This window comes from Vibrio sp. 1167, from assembly GCF_033340375.1.
Classification (GTDB): Bacteria; Pseudomonadota; Gammaproteobacteria; order Enterobacterales; family Vibrionaceae; genus Vibrio; species Vibrio alginolyticus.
In genome coordinates, this window is sequence record NZ_JAWOWK010000008.1 from 82,664 (window position 1) to 102,433 (window position 19,770).

Here is a 19,770-nt window from a genome sequence, read left to right on the forward strand (position 1 = left end):
TCCTACACACGAAGTGATTGAACATGAGCTTGTTCATGATTAGAGGTGGTTGGAATCGCTTGATCCAACATTGCGAAACGCGCTTGCCACAGCTCGGCCTGTTCAATAACTTCGTGAAACCAAGCGGTAAGGTTCGTCGTATTTAGATGCTCAACGGGTTTACGTCCTGCTAAGACAAGCTGTCGACCGTTTGGAGCCAAAGCAAGTGCGAGGTTGCCACTACCAATTCCTTGATAGTTAGCATGAGCAAGAAGCTCTAAACCTTTTAGTCGTTGTTCACCGGATTTTTCTAACCCTCCGAACGTTACAGACAACATCAAATCATCCGTATCTGTCGCGATGAAATACAACATGTAGCGATCATCGACCAGTAGCTGACAACGTTCATTTTCTTCAAAATTCAGTTCGGGCAACTCATTGAGTTGGCAAAACTCCAAGAGCAGTTGTTGAATCGTGTTCATAACTTTTTCCTTTTGTTTCAATAACTCTATTGAACAACGATTGCAGATTGAACGATGTCGGTAATGGCTTTATTTTTGTCACTTTTTCGCCTTCATTGTGAGGTTTTCCGCAGAAATCTCGCTCTAAAATCGAGTTGCCAGAGTAATAAAAAAGAGCAGCTCAGAGCTGCTCTTTCAATAAAGGTTAGATGCTTAGCATGGTGTATTTGCTCACTTCTTTTGCAGAGTGACTAACCCAGTTTATGGCTATCAAAAATGACTTCTGTTGGCGGGAACATATTCGAAACAGGTGGTCGTTGTGCATCTCCAAACATTGGTGCACCGAATGCAGATGTCGCCCAAGGGTCAACAATTTTCACATCCTTACTCCACGTTGATGGATCTTTTATGTCGCTCCCCTCTTGTCGACCAACCAGTACATAAAGGTGTGTACCTGAATGACCCTTTTTAAACGCAACCACTTCTACTTTGGGTTCACTTTCAGGTGTTCCTGACATGCCTTGAATCATCTCAGCGGCGGCAGCAAAGGCAAATGTAGTACAGCAGCCGGCTTTCGCGGTTTGTACTGCCTTAGCAATGTTCTGTAGAGTGCTTAATTGCGGTGCGGTTCCTCTTTGTGCTGCAGCTTGAACTCCGTTTGCGGACATCGTCGCTCTGTGATCTTGCATGATTCGCGCTTGATCCGCGTGAAGCTCTTTTAGTCGTGGCTTTCCTTTTGTTTCATAAAACTGTGACCCCTTAACACCGAACGTATTTAAGTCCGTACAGGCAAAATCACCAAGCTTTTGAAGGTTGGCTTTATGTTCGTTGATAAGCGCGACACTCGATGAGGCTTTATTGGTTTTGGAAGAAGAGGCTGCCGTTTGTGCAGTGGGCCAATTTGAGCTAGGACCAGACGACAATCTCTCAAGATTTTTCAGGCTCCCAAGCGTTAACTTGTTTTCACCGTTCAACACATTTTTCAGCATCAGCTTCGCAACATCTTTAGGAATACCCTGCTTAGTAAGCAGGTTCACTACAATATCTTTCGCTTTATTCTGGTGGCTAATACGCGCGCTGATACTTTTATTTTTTGGTGCGCCCTCTTTAACAAAAATATCTTTACCGTTGTGTGCTCGAACCTCTTTGTCGTCAGCTTGATTTTGTGTCGCCAAATGTGACGTTAACTGACTCAACGAGTGCATTTGCGATGTATTAATATTGACCATGTGTGATGCCTTAAACTTGAATAAATGCGTGTACGTCTGTTTGGCTAAAATCTACAACCGTGTTGTTTTGAAATAACTGTCCCCAAGTATCAACTAATTCGTTCAACTGAATGATTAAGTTAGCAATGTTGGTGAGTTCACTTCCAGCCGCGATAGCAACTTGAAGAACAACGTCTTTGCGTGTTGGATTCACACAAAACTGCACACCACCTGTTTCTCGATACAAGAAGTTGTATTCAAGTAAAACTTGAAGTTTATCTAGCGTAATATCATCTTGTTCTATAAGCAGGTTTTTGGAAATCAATAACTCGCCTTTTTCCTCTACGAGCAGAACATCGACACTGTTGTTTTCAGCAAAATGCAGTGACCACATTTGATTGTCATACGCTGTCACGCGCTCAAGGTTCAGCACTTCTCCTAGCTCAGAGAGAAGCATATTAATCTTTCCTGTATCCATGTTGTGTCCTGTCTAATTTATTATAACTAAGTGACATCGATATATTTATTGCAGCGAAGCCACTTGGGTATAACGGCTCATTTAAATAAGCGAATAAGGATAAAAGAGATTTTATGGCGAGATAGAAACCGACACTTTATTTCAACGTCTCATTTTTATTGCTATTAGCCGTTTTATTGAGAAGAAAAATTAAGGTTAAGCTGGAAAATAAAAGAGCGGCAATCGCCGCTCCAAAAATTAAATAGAAGTAAAAAATCACTTAATACCGTGAAGGCTATTTTCTGCATCCATAGCTAAAGGATTGAACGAGTCGTTACGAAGTTCTGCTATCGCGTATAGCATACGCCCCATGCGACCATTTCCATCGGTAAAGCCATGGTACCCGATAACTCCGGCGAACAAATGTTTACCTAAGTCTTTATCTTCTACAGGGTTCTCTTTCAAAAAGCCTTCAATGTGCTGCTTTAACATGCCCTCACCGCCAATACTTGAAGGCAAAGTGCCACCCGAAATATTTGGCCCTCGGTAATCACGCTCAACATTAGGCACCAATCGAGCGTGTAGCTCTTTTAGGTTTTCCATATTCAATAAGTCTTTACCATTAGACGCGTATTCTTTCAGTAAAGACGTAATATTTTCGGCATCGTTTCCTTTAGAGTTAGAAGCATTAATGATCCACGCCGCAGCTCTTTCAACATTATTGGTTACGCCACTTTTGTTAAACACGTCCTCTGCCAGTCCTTCAGCGTATACACCTTGGCTTAGATCTGTGCTTGCTAGACCTTCGATATGACGTTGCGCCGATTTAAGATGCATCACCTCCATATCAAACACCGCTTGCATTTGATTAATGCTACCTGCCGGGTTTTTCTGCGCTGCAGATACACCACCGCCGTAGTCCTTTACTACACGTCCAGCAAGCGACTTCGCTGCACTTTCGCCAATCAGTGATGTGAGGTTTTTACCAGAATCGGTTTCTAACATTGCCTCTGTCATCGCTCGTTCTGCTAACTGGTTTAGCTCAGCAGAGTTCGACTGAACTGATTTACTGTCTAACTTCGCAAAGGCATTTAAGACATCTGATGCGGTTTTTATGCTTCCATCTTTGAAGAACATTTGTCCATGCTCAACAGAAGAAGCAGCTTGTAAACGCTGAGCTTGTCCTTGCTCATTATCAAATACGGCTTTTGTAAGGGCTTTCGCTACCGATTGTGGGCTACCTTCGCGAAACAGTTTTCCTGTCGCTTCAAAAAATCGCGCTACTGCACCATTCGTAGGATTGGCGCGAGTAAATTCTTGGGTCGCTGCGTTAATTTGGTATTCTTTGCCACCAATACTCAGCTTACCTTCGTTAAGTATCTCGTTACGAGCTTGCGGCATGGCAGCCTGCAACGCGCTAACACTTCCAAAACTGATCATGTTTTAAACCCTTAATGTGGAAAAATGAGTGGTATTCGTTTCCGGTACTTCGGTTGTTTTATTGGTTACTTCTTGTGTATTCGCACTTTTTAACCACTCGATGAAATTCGCAAATGACTCATCGAAAAAAGATGCAGTTAGCAGTTGCTGAGGCAGGTGTATGAAACCGATATATCCGATCTCTTCCTCCCAGCATACCGCTGGAGAGCCTTGCGTTAAGGCATCTTTCATATGTTGATGCAAAATATCAGCACTCGGTTTATTACCTGAAATCAGCCCGATAAGCGTCACACGATCTTCTTGTGCACGAATTGTGATTGCTGTGTTTTGCTCAACGAGTAGATGGCAACAATCATCCTCATCAAAAACCAACGGCTCCAATTGGCAGCGGCTGGCAAAATCTGTCAGTAAAGAAGTTATAAATCCATTAGCCATTCGACTAAATAATCCTATTTTTGTTGTTTTAGAGGCGCTGCTTGGTTGCAACACTTATCAACTAAGCAGCTTTCTTAGGTGTATTCTTAAGGATTTATGGCAGTGAATATTTTAGAAATGGTCGGATTTTTTTTGTTTAAAGGCATTAAAATGAAAAAACTCAGCAAGTGCTGAGTTTTTGAGGTTTATTCATGAATCGTAATTTTACGCTCGCTGAGCTGCTTCACCATGGCTTGCTTTAATGCATGCAGCTGTCCATCAATACTGGCGTCGATGATCCCAACTTCTGTTTCCAAAATGCAGCCTCCATTTTTCAAGCGCGCATCTGCTACCACGTCAACGTAACCGACTTCAGGGAAATCACTTAATACACCAGCCACCTTTTCTCTCACCTCAACAACCTGCTCTGGGTGGACATGTAAAATGACCTGCTTTTGGTTGCTCACCAGTTGCAACGCTTCTCGAACTACACTCACCGTGGTATCGACATCATCGAAGGTATCGATGATCTTACGTACTGCTTCTAACACCACACCTGTCATTTTTTCTTCGACTTGCTGATAGTAGTCATTACAACGTGCTAAGGTTTCAACCATCGTTTGCGCATTTTCAATCTTGGCTTGTGCAAGGCCATCTTGATAACCACGTTGTTTTTCGGTTTCGTAGGCTTGTTGGGCATTAGCAATGATGCTTTCAGCTTTGGAGTTCGCGGCTTCAACTAAGTGTTGCGAATCCAGATAACTGGCATAATCTTTCGCTTTCAGCACCTTTAAGCCAGGTGCCAGCTGCAAATTGTCTGTTTTTATTTCAACAAATGAAACCATTGAGGAATAACCTGTTTTGCGATTTTTTTTGTGAGTCGATACGCCAGATCTCGTTGATCCGCTTCCAACCAGTTAGCTGTTTCCGCGTTTTCGCTAAGTTGCTTTTCTAATTTGAATTGCCAACGAAGAACAACATCTTCCGGTGAGTTAATCAAAATAAACCTCATCCAAAAATATCCCAGCGCCCTCATGCTTGCTTCAACAGACCTTTCATCCAATAGTTCTGGTAACGAACGCTGCCAGCCTTGCGGCCAGCTGGATAACAGCATAGGCCCGTTTTGAATTAAGAACCGAGCGCCTTCCAAACCAAAAACGTTGTTCAGAACCTGTTTCGGGCGTTTTAAAACAACGCCTCGCATTGCCACACAGTGTAAAGCTCCGCCCACCATCAATACGAGTTGGTTCAACGCATCCGCTGGGAGCAACGCCAAGCTATGGCAAGGTTTGTTAAAAGCCGTCTCAGGAACGGGAGATAACGCCCACTCATTTATGCACCATTGGTTAAACATGGGGTTATCTCTCCAGCCTTCGATATTTAGTAACCAAGGCTGCTTTTGCTCTATCCAACTTCTATGGATGTACTGGCAAGGCGCATAGTTAAACTGGTGTTGTACCTGCGCGAGTGGTGTTTCTGGTTTAACCACGCTTCGTGTTCCTACGACACCATGTAAAAGTAGCGATATTTGAGCCGATGAGTGCCGCTACCAAGAACACCAAAATGGCGATAAGATTATTCGCCGTCTCTTTGGTGACCTGAACCGACAAAATGCTTTTAAATTGATTGTTTTGAGTAGCAACTCGAACCTCTGATGAGGGTACCATCACTACGCTGATTCGATCGTAGTTCAGCCCCTCAATGCTATTGTTCACTAATAATTTGATCTGCGGAACATATGAATCAAGCGCAATATCTGCTGCGTGTTTAATAAATACGGAGGCAGAAGCTGGAGTTGGGCGCTCTCCTGGACGCAGATCTTGATCTTCCAAAACAACATGAACACGTGCCACCAGCACGCCATCAATCTGAGATAAGGTTGACGAGAGCTCTTGAGATTTCGCATACACCAAACGGGCTCGTTCTGCTAATGGTGACGAGATCAAATCGTCTTTAGGAAACACCTCTTTCAGTGTAGAAAACTGCTCTCTTGGATAACCTTTTCGCTTTAGCGCATCTACCGCGAAGGCGATTTGAGAACTGTCTACCATTAACTTGACGGTGTTGTCTTTGTCAGGTTCTTTTGTTGCAACGACACCTTCGGATAGTAAGATCGACAACATCTCATTACCCTCTTTCTGAGTAACGTTGGTGTATAGCTCGGTCTGACAACCTACCAGAAACAACGTGAGCATGATGAAAACTGCTCTCATTTTATTCATCATCACTATTGTGCCTTCAATAAGGTTTCTACGTTTTGTGTGGTTTTACCCACGGTTTTCGCGATCAGCTCTTCTTGAAAAGTAATGCGTGTCAGCGCCCACTGCATTTGCAGTAATTGCGCCGGATCATCACCCACCATCTTCATGTTGTCTTGCAGGTTACTTTTCGCGTTATCGATAGTGTTTTTCAACTCGCTGATGTTTTCTAGCAAACCTCCCTCCAGGCCATTACTTGCCTCGGGAACCGACATGGCTTGCTCAAAACGTTCGCTTAAACCGTCTTCGACTTGCGCATCCTGCAACTTATCAATGTTGGTTTGCATCACCTCGGTGTACTGCGTGTTTATCATATGTACTCCTAAGATAAATCTAACTTGTGACTGTGAGTCATGATGTTTTTCACCATCGCATTTTTTTGGATCATGAAGCTAAGTTCATCACGAACCATGTCCAGTGTTGATGCCATATCAGGTAACGACTTCAACTCTGCCCAGCAATGCCATAAGGCTTGTTCTTTCTGGGCACCCAGTGGAAAATGCTGCGCTAGCATTGCTTTTAGTGCTGTTTTATCAGCAGGTGGTTCGGCAATAAGCTGTCCCGAAAAACTCCCTAGTAACTCCTGCTTCAACACCTTTAACAAATCAGATTGTGGCTGCTCGTTGCCTTTTGCACTCTTCGCCTCATGAAAGGCGTACCACATTGCCTCTCGTTTAACTTGAGGGTCGGAAAACGCTTCATTTAACGATGATAAGACACTTTGTTTACTGACAACCTCTGCGTCTTTTAATGATTCGTACCACGCTTTAATCTCCGCCAGTTTCGCTTCTGTTTTCTCTAGCGTCTCTTTTGGAGAAACATGTGAAACTTGCTCTTGCTTGTCACTTCGCTCCATGAGTGCTTTCATCTTGTCTTCATCGCTCCGCTCATAATGGCGCGACTCCGACTGACGCAAAGATTGGTGTTGAAGACTTAGGTTGCTTGAATCAATGATCATCCAAGATTCCTAATGTCCTGAGAAAAGCTCGCAGCAAATGCTTGGCTTTCTTCGCTTCCTTGTGACGCAAGTTCTACCCAGCTTTCCGCTTTGCTCAGTAAACCGGCTTTGGCCGAAGCAAGAGCCGCTAAGCTGATCAGATCTGGATAGGCATTACAAAGTGGTTCGAGTAATTGATGAGCCTCTTCATACAAGCCTTTATTCATGAGGCTCATTGCACGAATCATCGCAACGGTCTCTTCAGAACCTGAGCTTGCTTCAAGGCCATCTGCAATCGTGTTGGCTTCTTGATGACGATGCATACCTGTTGCCATCAGCGCGATTTCAGCCAGCAGTTGGCGCGTTTCTCGTTCCATGCTTTACACCTTCTGGAGAATCGACTGCATCACATCTTTAATCGCACGAGTGGTGGTCGCATTGATATTGTAAACAACAGACCATTTGTTGATCGCGTGCTGAAGCTCGGCAAGCTTTGATGGATCATCGGCATTGGTTTCTAGGTTCTTGATGGCTGCCGTCACTTCTGTGTTAGCATCTTTCGCTTGTTGTTCTAACTTAGCTTTAACATCATCAAGGTTTACACTGTTACTAGCATCGTAAAATGACATAAGACTTCCTCGTATTTTTTAGTTAGCTTCGTATGATTCAACGACCGCATAGGCGGCTGTGTAAGCGTCATACTGTTTGAGTAGCAATTGGTACTGCTGTGGTGAGCACCCTAAATCCAACTGACGTTTCACCACCGCTTGTGCTTCTAAGAGCTTGCTCTTAATCTTGTGCGCTTCCGCACCGTTTGTGTCGTTATTTAAAATTTGTTCAAGATTTGTCATTGTTCGTCTCGCCTTCATATCCGAGTTCTATTGTTATCACCCGCCCGCCTTTAACCAACTCAATACCAGCAGGTGTAACACTGGATATTCGGTAGCCCTGAGGCGTTCTTGCACCGACCATATAGCGAACGTTATCGGTCAGAATCACATATGGAACCTGGCCAAAGTTAACGCTACGAAACGGGAAATCGATGTTGGTACCTTTACTCACCTTAGGTATGGATTTCAAAACTAAGTACGGTTTCTCACCATATTGTTCCCGGAAGTCTCGGGTCACACCGTAAAATCGAGTCGTTTCGATATCATCAAGCTCACCACGAACCTCGATGCGATCACCGCTGGTGACCAACTGGACTTTTTTCAGTAGCTCCGCATCCGTCAATAACGCTTTTAGCGTATCCATGTAGGCACCCGCTCGCTGCAGTTCAACCTTCCACGCAACAAGACCAGGCACGTCTCGCTCCAAGATTTGTTCAACTTGGTTCCAGCGGCTTGCATCATCGATATAGCCCGTCAGCAGCAGTGTGCCGGTCTCATCACCATTTTCGACTTTCACTTGGTGATAGCCGAGGTTGCGCAAAATAAATCGAACCCCGCGACGGATTTCTTCCATCGTTCTTAAGTCACTTTTGTAATTGATGCCCAATACATCAATTCGACCAAGCAGATCGAGTTTCTGTGTTCGGTCTTCAACATAGCCCTCTAAGACTGCTTGGCGTGCGGCGGCATTCCATTCCACACGAACGTCGCTAAGTTTGAGCTCGCCTAAGATGTTACGTACCAAAACAATGGGTTCTGCTTCTGTAACAATTTCATTGTTGTTTCCGTTAGCTTGGCTGTACCACATACCGGCAAAAATGACACTCGGGACAAAACTACAAAGCAAAGCGATGAGCGTTGTTTTTTTCCAGCTAGAGCGTTGCACAGCAACCACAGGTGTATTCTGTTGGCTAGATTCGTCGCTGACGTTACTCACAATTAACGCATCTTCCGCGTATCCCAGAGCGAACTTCACAACGCCGACCGAGACAACAGCATGGCGTGACAACTCGATACCATCACCTGCAACAGCGATGTCTTCACTGTTAATATTTGCCTCTTCGCAGCCTCGTAAAATGACCGAGTCTTGCTGGCAAACGAGGGTGAAATGGTTCGCTTCGACCCCAGCATCAGACAGTACAAGATCAGCAATAAAGTCGTCACTGCCAAGCACGAGAGCACCTTCAGGTAAGGTGACTTCTACTCCGGTATGCACGCCTGATAAAATACGAATTTTCCATTGCTGCATCGCGGTTAAGACTCCTCTGAAGGGCGCACACACTCACTTTGTGAGTCATCACATTCCAATACTTTCACCCGCCAACCCTTTTGCCCTGTTGGTAATTGGCACTGCGTTAATTGAGACGACTTTTTCTGTGACAATAAGTCTTGTTGATAGCGCTCGGCCTGAACCCTCGATGTGCAGCTATATACTTCCACTACCGATTTAAATTCAGCGCTATTGTTGGAGATGTTGTTAAGCCTGCCTATACTTGGTCGCAAGTCATATTCGTTGCCAATCAACACACTATCGCCAATACCATCCACAACAATTCGAGGTTCTAAAATAAACATTCGTACTGTGCGGCGCTTAGTATTGGTATTACTTCTAAACAGCGCGCCTAAATATGGGATGTCTCCTAGCAATGGCACTTTACGTAACTGATGGCTCACTTCATCTCGGTACACACCACCGATAAGTAAGCTTTGCCCTTGTTTAACCGTCGCTAAGGTGCTGATTTCAGTTTTACGAACGGAAGGAAGATCATCGACGCCGCCATCAGCGATCTTTGCACCGTCTTCGAGATGAAGGCTCAGGTTAATTTCAGGTCGTGCAGCAAATCTATCACCAACGATACGTGGGACAATTCTCAGTAACGTGCCATACGTGACCTCTTCCAACGCTGCGGTTTCTTTACCAACCAGCTTGACGTAAAACGTGCTGCTGTTGTTCAGTACCGCTTCGACATTTTCCTGAGTTAACAATGTTGGTCTTGAAACCACTTGAGCACTGCCTTTGGATTCCAATAAACGAATTTGAGCCAGCAAGTAATTTAGGTTGGTTGAATCAAGCAAGGACTTAAAGTTCTGTCCACTGCCGAGCGTCACATCCCCCGAATTCACATCACCTGTTGTTTTGATATCGACAATGCGGTTGTTTCCGACAGACACTCCCGCTCGCCAATCAACGCCTAACTGACTTAAATCGTTGGCACTGATATCGACAATCGATAGCGCGACTTCAATTCTTGATTGCGGCTGGTCTAATTGCGCGACCAGTTTACGATAGAGCGGTAATCGTGCTTGAGTATCACGAACGATAATCGCATTAAGGCCCGGCTCTGCTTCAACTGTTGCACCACCATGAACTGAGGCGGTTTTATTACTTTTTACAGGCTTATCTGAACTGGTAACTTCTTTGCTAGACGCACTCGTCACTTGAGTTTGAACACCAGACACGACCCGTTTTAACACCGATGCGATGCCAGGGACCGTAATTGTCTGATCTCGATATGCAATTTCTCTATCCGTTGCAGAAGCGTACTTCAAAGGAATTATCTCAACGAATAATTCGTCGGTTGAATTCGATTTCTGCAGCAAGCGCGTTTCCAATGCCTCCGCCGTTTGTACCACTAAGTCGACATAACGTGGAGGACCAGCAAGATAGACTAACCCTTTGCTCTCAGCAGCTCTCCAACCATAACGAGAATCCCAAACGCCGGTGGAAATTAACGTACTGCGTAGCTCTCTAGCCGTAAGTAATTCCAATTGAAGTAAACGTGAGCGAGTTTCTGTCGCCTTATAGACATGTAAGACGGCTCCATCGAAATACCACATCAAGTTGTACACTTGCGATAAGTAATCGAGGAATTCCGCCGGATCTTCAGGGGTAAAACGCCCATTCACTCGATCGTTGACTTTGTCACTAACAGAAACCGAGACACGATAATTTGCACCGAAGTTATTCAACAACTCTTTTAATGAGTCATTATCTGCATAGTAGCGGAACGGTTGTTCGGGCCAGTGTAAGTCTGTTGCTTGCGCGTATCCCAAAGGAACAACACTCACTGCGCATAACAATGCCTTTGTTACAGCACGCCTAATGTTGGGAAAGATTTTTAGCATCATGGTAACCACACTGTATGGTTGATTGTGTGGTTCACGCGTTCTTGTTCCAATAATGCAATGTAACGCTCATATAGATTGACGTGCTTAGAAAGCAAAGCAGAGAACCGTTCCACCGAACAGTCCTCAACCCGTACTTTACTTTGCAAAATCAATTGCTGATCATCATTGGTTGTCAGTACGCCGCCATCCTCACGAATGGTTTTTAATGAGAGCTGCATGCAACGTTGTAACGCTTGTTCTTGTTGATAATCTAGATGCTCTTTAAACTGGAAGGGTAACGTCGCTTCCCATAAAATCCATGACGCACGTTGCTTGATGGTCAGTGATAACTGGTCAACCTCGATGTTGTAAGAACCATTTTCTGAGGCAATAAAATCCCCTACCTTTAGCGCTTCCGCTAAAGATTTCATCATCTTATCTAACATTTAACGCCCTATTTAGATCTGGCTGAGGTGATTGCAAGCCTGGCCGCACTGACCACTTTGAGTATCAAAATAGTAGTGATCGATATCACCAACAGTTTGCATGTTCTTGAACCATTGCCATACTTTCGCAACCGCATTTTGGTCGTTGTAAACCACATCGCATGCATCCCAAACTTCGTTCAGCTCAGGGGCTTCAAGTCGCACTTCCGAACACCAATTTTTCCACTCAGAAATAAATTGTTCGGTTGTAGAGGTGTACTCCGCGAACCCTTTCAGCTCGTCTAAAGACGGTTGCCACTTCTCAATTAACAAACGATGACATTCAATCACTTGCAACTGTTGTTCGCTTAACGTCCCAAGTTGCTTTTTAAGTTGATGCTGCTGGCTCTTAATAAGATCGAGTTGCTGTTGAACAAAGACGGCACTAGTGTCTTCCCCTGATAGCTTCGACCAATATTCCTTCTGAATATCGAGTTGATTGATAAGTTGTTCAACTTTAATCGAAGCATGAAGAGCACTTTGATCGACTTGTCGGTTAATCCACTCGTTGAGTGATAAATGGAAACAAAGCATCAACGTTTTTGGGACAGCCAAATTAAAGCGAAAGCCCAGACGAGAGTTGATGTAGTCCAGCCTTTGTTCGAACGTTGTGATTGTGCTGCTATCACTGAGCTGCGATCCAATTTCCAAAAATAAACGCATGGCAAACCGGTCTATCGAAGCACCAAGTTTTTGATACGTTTTAACTAACTGGCTAGCGCATAGGCTATCGACGACATTTCTATCCAACAAGCGTTGAAGTAAAGATAACTGCTCATAATTTATGACGCCTTCACTCAACAATTGTCGGTGATTGACGTGCACAACATTGAGATCCTGCGTAGGTTTCGAGGCGCTTTCATAACGAGCTCCTCTTTGTAAAACAGTCACTTTCCGCTGTGTCACTATGCTGTCTGGAAAAAGCGAACGGCGTCGCCAATGCTGCTTTTTCATTTATGTTCGTCTCCGCACCCCTTTCGAACAATCCAGAAAGAAAGAGATGTAATAATTTTTAATCGTTCGTTGTTACACGATACATAATAGAATTTACACTGGTGAGTGACTTTCAAAATTAGTCAGAAAATTTTAGTCCCAAGTCATTTCATTTCGCGATAGCCACTTGATCGTCTCCCGAACGTACGCGGCTTGGGGTCGTTCCAAAACGACGACGGTAACTCTGCGTAAAGTAAGACTGACTGGAAAACCCTGCCTCCATCGCCACATCTACGATGCTCATCTTGCTCGTCAACAGCAGTTTATGAGCATGCAGTAGTCGACGCTCACTGATCCAAGCTCTTGGAGAAATGCCATAGTGCTCATTAAAAAGCTCTTTAAAAGTGGTTAAGCTGGCACCAAACTCCTGCGCGTAGTCTGTCAACTTCCATTCTTTTAAGTAATGCTGTTCCATAAATCGACGTAACCGTTCCGACGTACGGTTTGTTTGTTGTGACAGCAACGCATACAGTGATTCTCCTCCTTTGCTGTGTAGCAAGAGAATGAGTAGTTCTTCGTATTTTAGGCACATAATGGCATCAGGGTACGCTTGTTGCTCAAGCGTCTGCATGCTAGAAAGCACTTGTTCAACGAGTATGTTCAAACCAAAAGTAAACAAACCAGAACAAACTTTGTCTACCTTAGGCAGCATCATCAAGAGATCACTGTGTTTTTGCAGCAACTGACTAACGAGTTCATTGTCGTAAGCAATAATCGACGCTTTGTATGCCCCATCTAGCGGAGAGTACTCTAACAAGTAATCCCCTTGAGATAGAAATACCCCATTTTCTGCAGCAACATCGATTGTGCAATCACCTGTTTGAACTCGAAGCTGACCATTGTGGACGACAACAATGTGAGACTGGTCTGAGTGAAATACTTCGTCAGATTTTTCATAGCAGGAAAAACTACGAATTTTTCGTGAACTCGAGTCGACCCTTTCTGAGTTTAGTTGGCCTGACACATCCATTTTCTACCCTTCATTATTTTGAGTTTCTCAGTGCAAATGTTGAGAAACTTTCAAAGCACTACTTTGATTGTTGTTATTTCTAAGTACTGCTGTATGAATTAAAGAAGCAAAGAAAAGAGCATAGAAGTTCTATCACTTACCATACCCCCCGAATAATTAGCGAATAACCCAAGCATTACCTTTACCTAAAGGTAAAAGTTTGACTTAGTAAATTTCTGCTGTCCGTCTTTATTATTTTTATCAGATAGCGTTTATCATTAGCCAAAACTTAAATATCATTTCGTTATTTAAGTTTGGTTGTTTTGTTATACATTAGAATACAATTAAATAGATTTCGGCATCGTTTCTAGAACAAAATTAAATTTCCAAAATCATAAAAATGTATGTTTTATAGCCTAAAACGCCAAGCCAACGTGTTCAAGGAGCGAGATATAATCATAAAAAATACTGTTTTTGCAACAAGTATGAGTCTAAAAAACAACTGACCCGATGACTTCAAAGTCATGTAATTAATGTTTATAAAAGACAACAAATCTTTCACAACAGGAAAGATATGGTCTTTATTTTTATAAATTAGAAAATTCTAATAAAAATGTAGTACTTAAAATTTTATCTGTTTATTTTTGGAACAAGAATCAAGTTTTCTTGTTTATTTCCCTCTAAAAATAAATAGTTCTTTTCTTTTTCAGCAACGAGCTCACCGTTTGAATAAAGCTTTCCAATAATCTTCATTTTTCCTTCACCAGCTTGAATTGGTGCAATTAAAAACGAATACTGCACAGGCAACTGAACGCCTTGGTAGCTCTGAGATGCCGATTTAAGACATTGATTGTCAATAACTTTACATATTTCCACTTCAAGAGAAGTAATCGAAGGTGGAAAGTAGCCGTCGACAGAAACCCAACCATAGACTGATGCCTGACTCTGTGTATCAAAGCCATCCACCCCATTAACGGACACAGTCTGACTGCACCCACTCAGTATGAATAACCCAATAAAACCAGCCCATATAGAATTGTTCATTATGACCCCATAAACTTATTTTATATAATCTAGCTCATTTGAAATTCACACAATTCTTTATGTAAAAATATAAAAGATCAACTTATATTTATACTACAAGCGGACAATAAATCGCATTTTTCGACAACACGTAGTTAACATGGACTGTAATTTCAAAAGCAGTTTCTGCTCACTTTCATTCCTTCCTTAATTGAAGTTTATTAGAGAAAAATGATATTCATATATCTCACTGCCATCGAGATATGCATCTGAACACATTTAATTTTGCCTTTCTATTTCTCTCAACACATTTAAAAGCCAAAATATAATAACAACCGACTAATATTGATAAACATGAAGAGATACATCTAATATTTTCCTTGATAAAATTTCAAAAGGGACTATTCCTATGTCAGCACGCCAAACTATCGATGAGATTTTGCTAAAGTTTGCTCATCAAATAGGCTTGCCTGCACTGCATCTAACGGAAAATGAAGTAAGCTTAGCCTTTGATGATAATCTAAGGGTGCATATCATCTTTCATCCTGAATCGACAACTCTGCAGCTCGAAGCTGAGATTGTTGGCCTTCAAATTGTAAATTCCGATCTTTATCGTTCTTTCTTGGCCTTTAATTATCACTGGCCTGAGCACCAGTTATTTTTTAGTTTGGATAACCACCGACATGTCCTATGTTTAAACCGACTCATTAACATTAGGCGACTGGATTACGAATATTTTGAAACAGCTTTAGCAGAATTGCTGACGCACAGCGAGTCGTGGGAAGCGTTATTGTCTTCGCATGTAACCATTGATGAGGCACCACCGATGCCACAAACTTTAGACTTGAGAGTTTAGGTGTCTTTATGTCCAATGACATCCAATCCACATACACCAATTCATCGGTTCATGACGTTCAACAAGCGCAGCAAAATGATGCAGTGCCGCAAGGAACGTTTCATGGCCGTAAAGTCACCCTACTCTCCTCATCAGAAAGCAGTCTGATGCGAACAAGCTCTAAAAGAGAGCTTGGTGAATGTTTAAATCAATTTGCCAGTCTCGAATCTTGCAATCGCGTTTTGGACTTTGATCCGCAACTCAACATTGACAAGCAAAACGCCGCCGTAGAAAAGCTTATGGAACGAAAAGTGGCGATAATTCAACGTTCCTGATATCACAATATAAGCAGGTTAAACATCTAAGTTAACCTTCAGCCGACAAGCTCACGCTAATAAAAAACCCCGAAGATTCGGGGGTTTTGATTCATACTGCTTTTTCTTTATTAATTACTTAGTTTCACTAGAAGAAGCCTAACGGGTCGATGCTGTAGCTAATCAGCAAGTTCTTAGTATTCTGGTAGTGATCCAGCATCATCTTGTGCGTTTCGCGCCCGATACCCGATTTTTTGTAACCACCGAACGCTGCGTGTGCAGGGTAAGCGTGGTAACAGTTAATCCAGATCCGGCCAGCTTCAATATTACGGCCCATACGATATGCAACGTTCGCATCACGTGTCCAAACACCTGCGCCTAAGCCATATTCGGTGTCGTTTGCGATTTCCAACGCTTCAGCCTCATCTTTGAATTTGGTGATAGCAATCACTGGGCCAAAGATTTCTTCTTGGAAGATTCGCATCTTGTTGTGGCCTTCCAACATGGTTGGCTGAATGTAGTACCCCTGGTTGATAGACTCTGGCTGTTCTGACACTCCACCACCAAAGACCACTTTTGCGCCTTCTTCACGGCCGATTTCCAGGTAACTTAAAATCTTATCAAACTGTTCTTGAGAAGCCTGAGCACCGACTTGAGTATCGGTATCGAGCGGATTACCTTGTTTAATCAGATGTGCGCGTTCCGTCAGTTTCTCTACAAACTTGTCATAAATCGCTTCATGAACCAGTACGCGAGATGGACAGGTACAAACTTCACCTTGGTTGAAGAAACCAAGTAACGTACCTTCGATACACTTATCAAGATACTCATCTTCGTAATCGAAGATATCTGAGAAGTAGATGTTTGGAGATTTACCACCTAACTCAACTGTCGATGGGATCAAGTTGTCTGCTGCACATTTCAGAATGTGGTTGCCAACTTGCGTAGACCCGGTAAACGCGAGTTTCGCAATGCGGTTGCTGGTTGCTAATGCTTGACCCGCTTCAGAACCATATCCGTTTACAACGTTGATGACACCAGGAGGAAGAAGGTCACCGATTTTTTCCATCAGAACCAGAATGGATGTTGGGGTTTGCTCTGCTGGCTTCAATACCACACAGCAACCCGCCGCTAGTGCCGGTGCTAGTTTCCAAGCCGCCATCAACATTGGGAAGTTCCACGGAATTATTTGACCAACCACACCAATCGGTTCTGGGAAGTGGTAGCTTGCGGTGTGCTCATCCAGTTCTGCCGCACTGCCTTCTTGCGCGCGAATACAGCCAGCGAAGTAACGGAAGTGATCCACTACTAAAGGTAAATCTGCCGCCAAGGTTTCGCGAACTGGTTTGCCGTTTTCCCAAGTTTCTGCAACTGCAAGCTCTTCTAGATGCTGCTCAATACGGTCAGCAATTTTCAGCAAGATGTTCGAACGTTCTGTCACGCTGGTTTTGGCCCATTTTGCTCTGATGTTGTGCGCGGCATCCAGTGCTAAATTAATATCTTCCTCGCCAGAGCGAGCAACTTTACAATACGCTTGTCCGTTGATTGGTGAGATATTGTCAAAGTACTCACCACCCGTTGGTTTTACCCATTCCCCACCGATAAAGTTATCGTAATGCGATTTAAAGTTAACAATGGCATTTTCACTACCTGGCTGTGCATAGATCATAACTCTTCCTTTTGTTTCTCGTTCAATGTGTTATTGCAGTGTCGTATCGCACTGTTCACAAAGAGCATTACGCAAGTCACACGCCAACTACGCCACACTTGTTGTTAATTAAATGTAAAACTATGATTACCAAGCGATAACAAACCAAGTGAGCGATGTTTGAGCGGATGTATGGTGTGAACACCAATGTTCAAGTGTTCCAAAATGGCACACCCTCACTGTGACAAAATGGTACAGTCATGGAACTTCAACACATTAGCGATAACAATTGGCTTTCAACTTCATGGGTCAGAAGTGAACAAGCGGGTTTAAAACAGCGTCGACGCCCTGAAGATATTCGAGTAACGCCAGCAACGCTCCAAGATAGGCGTCACCAACTCAATTTTTTGCTAGAGGCAGTCACTCAATTTGCGCTCCCTCTGTTTAATCAGCTATTTGCTCATAGCGACAGTCGCTTAATTTTGACGGATTCAGATGGTGTCATCATCGGCAGTTGGGGACAGCCTAGATTTCGTGAAAAGTTAACGGAAATCTCGCTAAGCTCTGGTGCATGCTGGCAAGAAAAGGTCAAAGGCACCAACGCGATTGGTACAGCCTTGGTTGAAGCAAAGCCCGTTTCTGTTATTGGTGATCAGCACTTTATCCAACACCATCGTTTTATTAGCTGTTCGGCTAATCCTATTTTCGATCATCTTGGTAACCTCATTGGCGTATTAGATATTACGAGCGAGCAAAAGAGACATGACTTCTCAACGCAAGTACTAGTACAAAACATGGTCCAGCAAGTGGAGAATCAACTACTTAACTTGATTCCACAAGGGCATATTCGTGTGGATTTAGCGTGCGAAAAAGGTTTACTGAATAGTGGTTGGCAAGGAATTATCATTGCAAATGAAGACGGACAAGTTTTGGCTCACAATCAAGTAGCCTCTCAACTTTTTGCGCAAAAAAGTATCATTGGGCAATCCTTAGACGACATTCTATCCACTCGGGGAAATGAGCACCCTTTCGTTTTCAAAACAAAACCGCTTACCGATAAAGATAGCAAGGTCAAGTCTCGTGCTGTAGCGGCGTCCAATGATCTTCATTATGGCGACTCCGCTGTTGAGCACTGTTGGCAGCAAGCCAATCGCGTCATCGATAAAGACATCAGTTTGTTGATTCTCGGAGAGACTGGTGTTGGCAAAAACGAGTTTGTGAAAGCACTCCATAAAAACAGCCAGAGAAAAGCGGGACCGTTAGTTTCCGTCAACTGCGGAGCGCTACCAAAAGATCTGGTTGAATCTGAATTATTTGGCTACGTAGCCGGTGCCTTTACTGGCGCAAACAGCAAAGGCTATCAGGGAAAAATTCGCCAAGCACACAAAGGGATTTTGTTTCTAGATGAAATCGCAGATTTACCCTTGGAAGCTCAAAGCCGCTTGCTCCATGTATTGCAAGATAAAACCGTGCTTCCCGTGGGTTCAAACCAAATTATTCAAGTCGATACGCAAATCATTGCAGCCACGCATAAAGATCTGGAACATTTGGTCAGCGAAGGATTGTTCCGCCAAGATTTGTATTATCGCCTTAATGGCTTGATCATTGAGCTACCTCGCTTTGAGGAACGTGATGACAAACGACAACTGATTGAGAACATTCATCGGCGTCACGCCGAATCTGAACAACAGCTTTGCCCTCACCTACTTTCTCTGATGCTGTCTTACTCATGGCCAGGAAATTTGCGTGAACTCGATAGTTTAATCAAAGTATCCGCCTTAATGGCGCAAGGTGAAGAAATATTGGAACTCACACACGTCCCAGCCCACCTAAGTAAGAAACTCAGCCAAGCTCAAGAAGGAGCAGCATCCGCTGAACCAACTTCAGAACTGCGTGCAACCGTCGAAGATAAGTTGCTCAAAACATATCAAGCCAACCAGGGGAACATTAGCAAAACGTCTCGTATGCTTGGTGTGAGCCGAAATACCATTTACAGAAAGTTGAAAAGCCTTGGCATATTAAGTTAATTCTACGACCTCAGATACAAAAAGAGCACCGTTGCGGTGCTCTTTCTCTTTGAAACCTAGCTTACAGGCCGCCTTGTTGTTGTGCCTGTTTTACTAATGCCTGACGTTGAGTTTCCTTCTCAGAGATCACTTGATTGTCCTTGTGCATTTCCTGTTCCAATTCTGCTGGAATGAAAACAAAGTACTTGTTAAGAGTCATCTTAGAACCTCAATTTGCTGTGTTAATTACCTTCTTGGTCGACGTAAACAAAACCAGAAAAACATGTTTTACTGGATCCTTGTTGCTAGTTTCAAAAAATAAAGGATGTTCATATAATAAACATCCTCCATGTGGGCGCTAATTA

The 19,770-nt window shown here is 43.4% G+C and carries 24 protein-coding genes; 3 read left to right on the forward strand and 21 right to left on the reverse strand.

The genetic code is table 11. The annotated features are described in order from the left end of the window. Positions 1–2 precede the first annotated feature (2 nt). The 19 genes from R7Z78_RS17175 to R7Z78_RS17265 all read right to left on the reverse strand — a co-directional run bounded on the left by R7Z78_RS17175 (position 3) and on the right by R7Z78_RS17265 (position 14,623). Positions 3–461 (reverse strand): CesT family type III secretion system chaperone, encoded by a 459-nt coding sequence (locus tag R7Z78_RS17175; RefSeq protein WP_005377211.1) that lies wholly within the window; start codon positions 459–461, stop codon positions 3–5. Between the two features lie 230 nt (positions 462–691). Further along, on the reverse strand, positions 692–1,669 hold the full coding sequence (gene vopR, locus R7Z78_RS17180; RefSeq protein ID WP_017821338.1) for a type III secretion system effector VopR: 978 nt from the start codon (positions 1,667–1,669) through the stop codon (positions 692–694). A 10-nt stretch (positions 1,670–1,679) separates the two neighbouring features. Next, positions 1,680–2,126: a type III secretion system chaperone gene (locus R7Z78_RS17185; RefSeq protein WP_021707758.1), complete on the reverse strand. Its 447-nt coding sequence runs from the start codon at positions 2,124–2,126 to the stop codon at positions 1,680–1,682. Positions 2,127–2,381: 255 nt separating this feature from the next. After that, a complete protein-coding gene (locus R7Z78_RS17190) occupies positions 2,382–3,545 on the reverse strand; it encodes a VopS family T3SS effector adenosine monophosphate-protein transferase (RefSeq protein ID WP_104975357.1) in 1,164 nt (387 codons plus the stop codon). A 3-nt stretch (positions 3,546–3,548) separates the two neighbouring features. Next, positions 3,549–4,034 carry a type III secretion system chaperone gene (locus R7Z78_RS17195; RefSeq protein WP_226977618.1) on the reverse strand — a complete coding sequence of 162 codons (486 nt, stop codon included), beginning with the start codon at positions 4,032–4,034 and terminating at the stop codon, positions 3,549–3,551. Between the two features lie 131 nt (positions 4,035–4,165). Further along, the gene (locus R7Z78_RS17200) at positions 4,166–4,804 is read right to left on the reverse strand and encodes an HrpE/YscL family type III secretion apparatus protein (RefSeq protein ID WP_005387146.1); all 639 of its coding nucleotides are present in this window, start codon (positions 4,802–4,804) and stop codon (positions 4,166–4,168) included. After that, positions 4,783–5,448 (reverse strand): SctK family type III secretion system sorting platform protein VscK, encoded by a 666-nt coding sequence (gene vscK, locus R7Z78_RS17205; RefSeq protein ID WP_005387147.1) that lies wholly within the window; start codon positions 5,446–5,448, stop codon positions 4,783–4,785. Before vscK ends, R7Z78_RS17200 begins: the two co-directional genes overlap by 22 nt. After that, positions 5,441–6,187, reverse strand: coding sequence for a type III secretion system inner membrane ring lipoprotein SctJ (gene sctJ / locus R7Z78_RS17210; RefSeq protein ID WP_086012989.1), 747 nt, complete (start codon positions 6,185–6,187; stop codon positions 5,441–5,443). Before sctJ ends, vscK begins: the two co-directional genes overlap by 8 nt. Beyond that, positions 6,187–6,531: a type III secretion system inner rod subunit SctI gene (sctI, locus tag R7Z78_RS17215; protein ID WP_005387149.1), complete on the reverse strand. Its 345-nt coding sequence runs from the start codon at positions 6,529–6,531 to the stop codon at positions 6,187–6,189. Before sctI ends, sctJ begins: the two co-directional genes overlap by 1 nt. A gap of 8 nt (positions 6,532–6,539) precedes the next feature. Next, complete coding sequence (locus R7Z78_RS17220) at positions 6,540–7,175, reverse strand: YopR family T3SS polymerization control protein (protein WP_017821342.1); 636 nt, start codon at positions 7,173–7,175, stop codon at positions 6,540–6,542. After that, positions 7,172–7,531, reverse strand: coding sequence for a YscG family type III secretion system chaperone (locus tag R7Z78_RS17225; RefSeq protein ID WP_005377200.1), 360 nt, complete (start codon positions 7,529–7,531; stop codon positions 7,172–7,174). Before R7Z78_RS17225 ends, R7Z78_RS17220 begins: the two co-directional genes overlap by 4 nt. 3 nt (positions 7,532–7,534) lie before the next feature. Continuing rightward, positions 7,535–7,783: a type III secretion system needle filament subunit SctF gene (gene sctF, locus R7Z78_RS17230; protein WP_005377199.1), complete on the reverse strand. Its 249-nt coding sequence runs from the start codon at positions 7,781–7,783 to the stop codon at positions 7,535–7,537. 18 nt (positions 7,784–7,801) lie between these two features. After that, on the reverse strand, positions 7,802–8,005 hold the full coding sequence (locus tag R7Z78_RS17235; protein ID WP_104975359.1) for an EscE/YscE/SsaE family type III secretion system needle protein co-chaperone: 204 nt from the start codon (positions 8,003–8,005) through the stop codon (positions 7,802–7,804). Then, positions 7,992–9,293, reverse strand: coding sequence for a type III secretion system inner membrane ring subunit SctD (sctD, locus tag R7Z78_RS17240; protein ID WP_017821344.1), 1,302 nt, complete (start codon positions 9,291–9,293; stop codon positions 7,992–7,994). Before sctD ends, R7Z78_RS17235 begins: the two co-directional genes overlap by 14 nt. Before the next feature lie 5 nt (positions 9,294–9,298). Then, complete coding sequence (gene sctC / locus R7Z78_RS17245) at positions 9,299–11,173, reverse strand: type III secretion system outer membrane ring subunit SctC (RefSeq protein WP_212733989.1); 1,875 nt, start codon at positions 11,171–11,173, stop codon at positions 9,299–9,301. After that, complete coding sequence (locus R7Z78_RS17250) at positions 11,170–11,598, reverse strand: YscB family type III secretion system chaperone (RefSeq protein WP_053304384.1); 429 nt, start codon at positions 11,596–11,598, stop codon at positions 11,170–11,172. Before R7Z78_RS17250 ends, sctC begins: the two co-directional genes overlap by 4 nt. A 12-nt stretch (positions 11,599–11,610) precedes the next feature. Then, on the reverse strand, positions 11,611–12,591 hold the full coding sequence (locus tag R7Z78_RS17255; protein WP_005377193.1) for a T3SS regulon anti-activator ExsD domain-containing protein: 981 nt from the start codon (positions 12,589–12,591) through the stop codon (positions 11,611–11,613). Positions 12,592–12,739: 148 nt separating this feature from the next. Further along, positions 12,740–13,600: an AraC family transcriptional regulator gene (locus R7Z78_RS17260; RefSeq protein ID WP_005377191.1), complete on the reverse strand. Its 861-nt coding sequence runs from the start codon at positions 13,598–13,600 to the stop codon at positions 12,740–12,742. A gap of 609 nt (positions 13,601–14,209) precedes the next feature. Further along, a complete protein-coding gene (locus tag R7Z78_RS17265; protein ID WP_054579559.1) occupies positions 14,210–14,623 on the reverse strand; it encodes a YscW family type III secretion system pilotin in 414 nt (137 codons plus the stop codon). A 388-nt stretch (positions 14,624–15,011) separates the two neighbouring features. Between R7Z78_RS17265 and exsC the strand changes: the two genes are divergently transcribed. Both exsC and exsE2 read left to right on the forward strand, forming a co-directional pair. Then, positions 15,012–15,458, forward strand: coding sequence for a type III secretion system regulatory chaperone ExsC (exsC, locus tag R7Z78_RS17270; RefSeq protein ID WP_005377174.1), 447 nt, complete (start codon positions 15,012–15,014; stop codon positions 15,456–15,458). A gap of 8 nt (positions 15,459–15,466) precedes the next feature. Beyond that, on the forward strand, positions 15,467–15,772 hold the full coding sequence (exsE2, locus tag R7Z78_RS17275; protein ID WP_104975361.1) for a T3SS regulon translocated regulator ExsE2: 306 nt from the start codon (positions 15,467–15,469) through the stop codon (positions 15,770–15,772). 127 nt (positions 15,773–15,899) lie between these two features. Here exsE2 and R7Z78_RS17280 read toward each other — a convergent pair whose 3' ends face one another. Then, positions 15,900–17,420 carry an aldehyde dehydrogenase family protein gene (locus R7Z78_RS17280; RefSeq protein WP_104975362.1) on the reverse strand — a complete coding sequence of 507 codons (1,521 nt, stop codon included), beginning with the start codon at positions 17,418–17,420 and terminating at the stop codon, positions 15,900–15,902. 239 nt (positions 17,421–17,659) lie between these two features. Between R7Z78_RS17280 and R7Z78_RS17285 the strand changes: the two genes are divergently transcribed. Next, positions 17,660–19,426: a sigma-54-dependent Fis family transcriptional regulator gene (locus R7Z78_RS17285; RefSeq protein WP_169644100.1), complete on the forward strand. Its 1,767-nt coding sequence runs from the start codon at positions 17,660–17,662 to the stop codon at positions 19,424–19,426. A 61-nt stretch (positions 19,427–19,487) separates the two neighbouring features. Here the strand turns inward: R7Z78_RS17285 and R7Z78_RS17290 are convergent, their stop codons facing one another. After that, a complete protein-coding gene (locus R7Z78_RS17290; RefSeq protein ID WP_005377165.1) occupies positions 19,488–19,625 on the reverse strand; it encodes a hypothetical protein in 138 nt (45 codons plus the stop codon). Between the last annotated feature and the right edge of the window lie 145 nt (positions 19,626–19,770).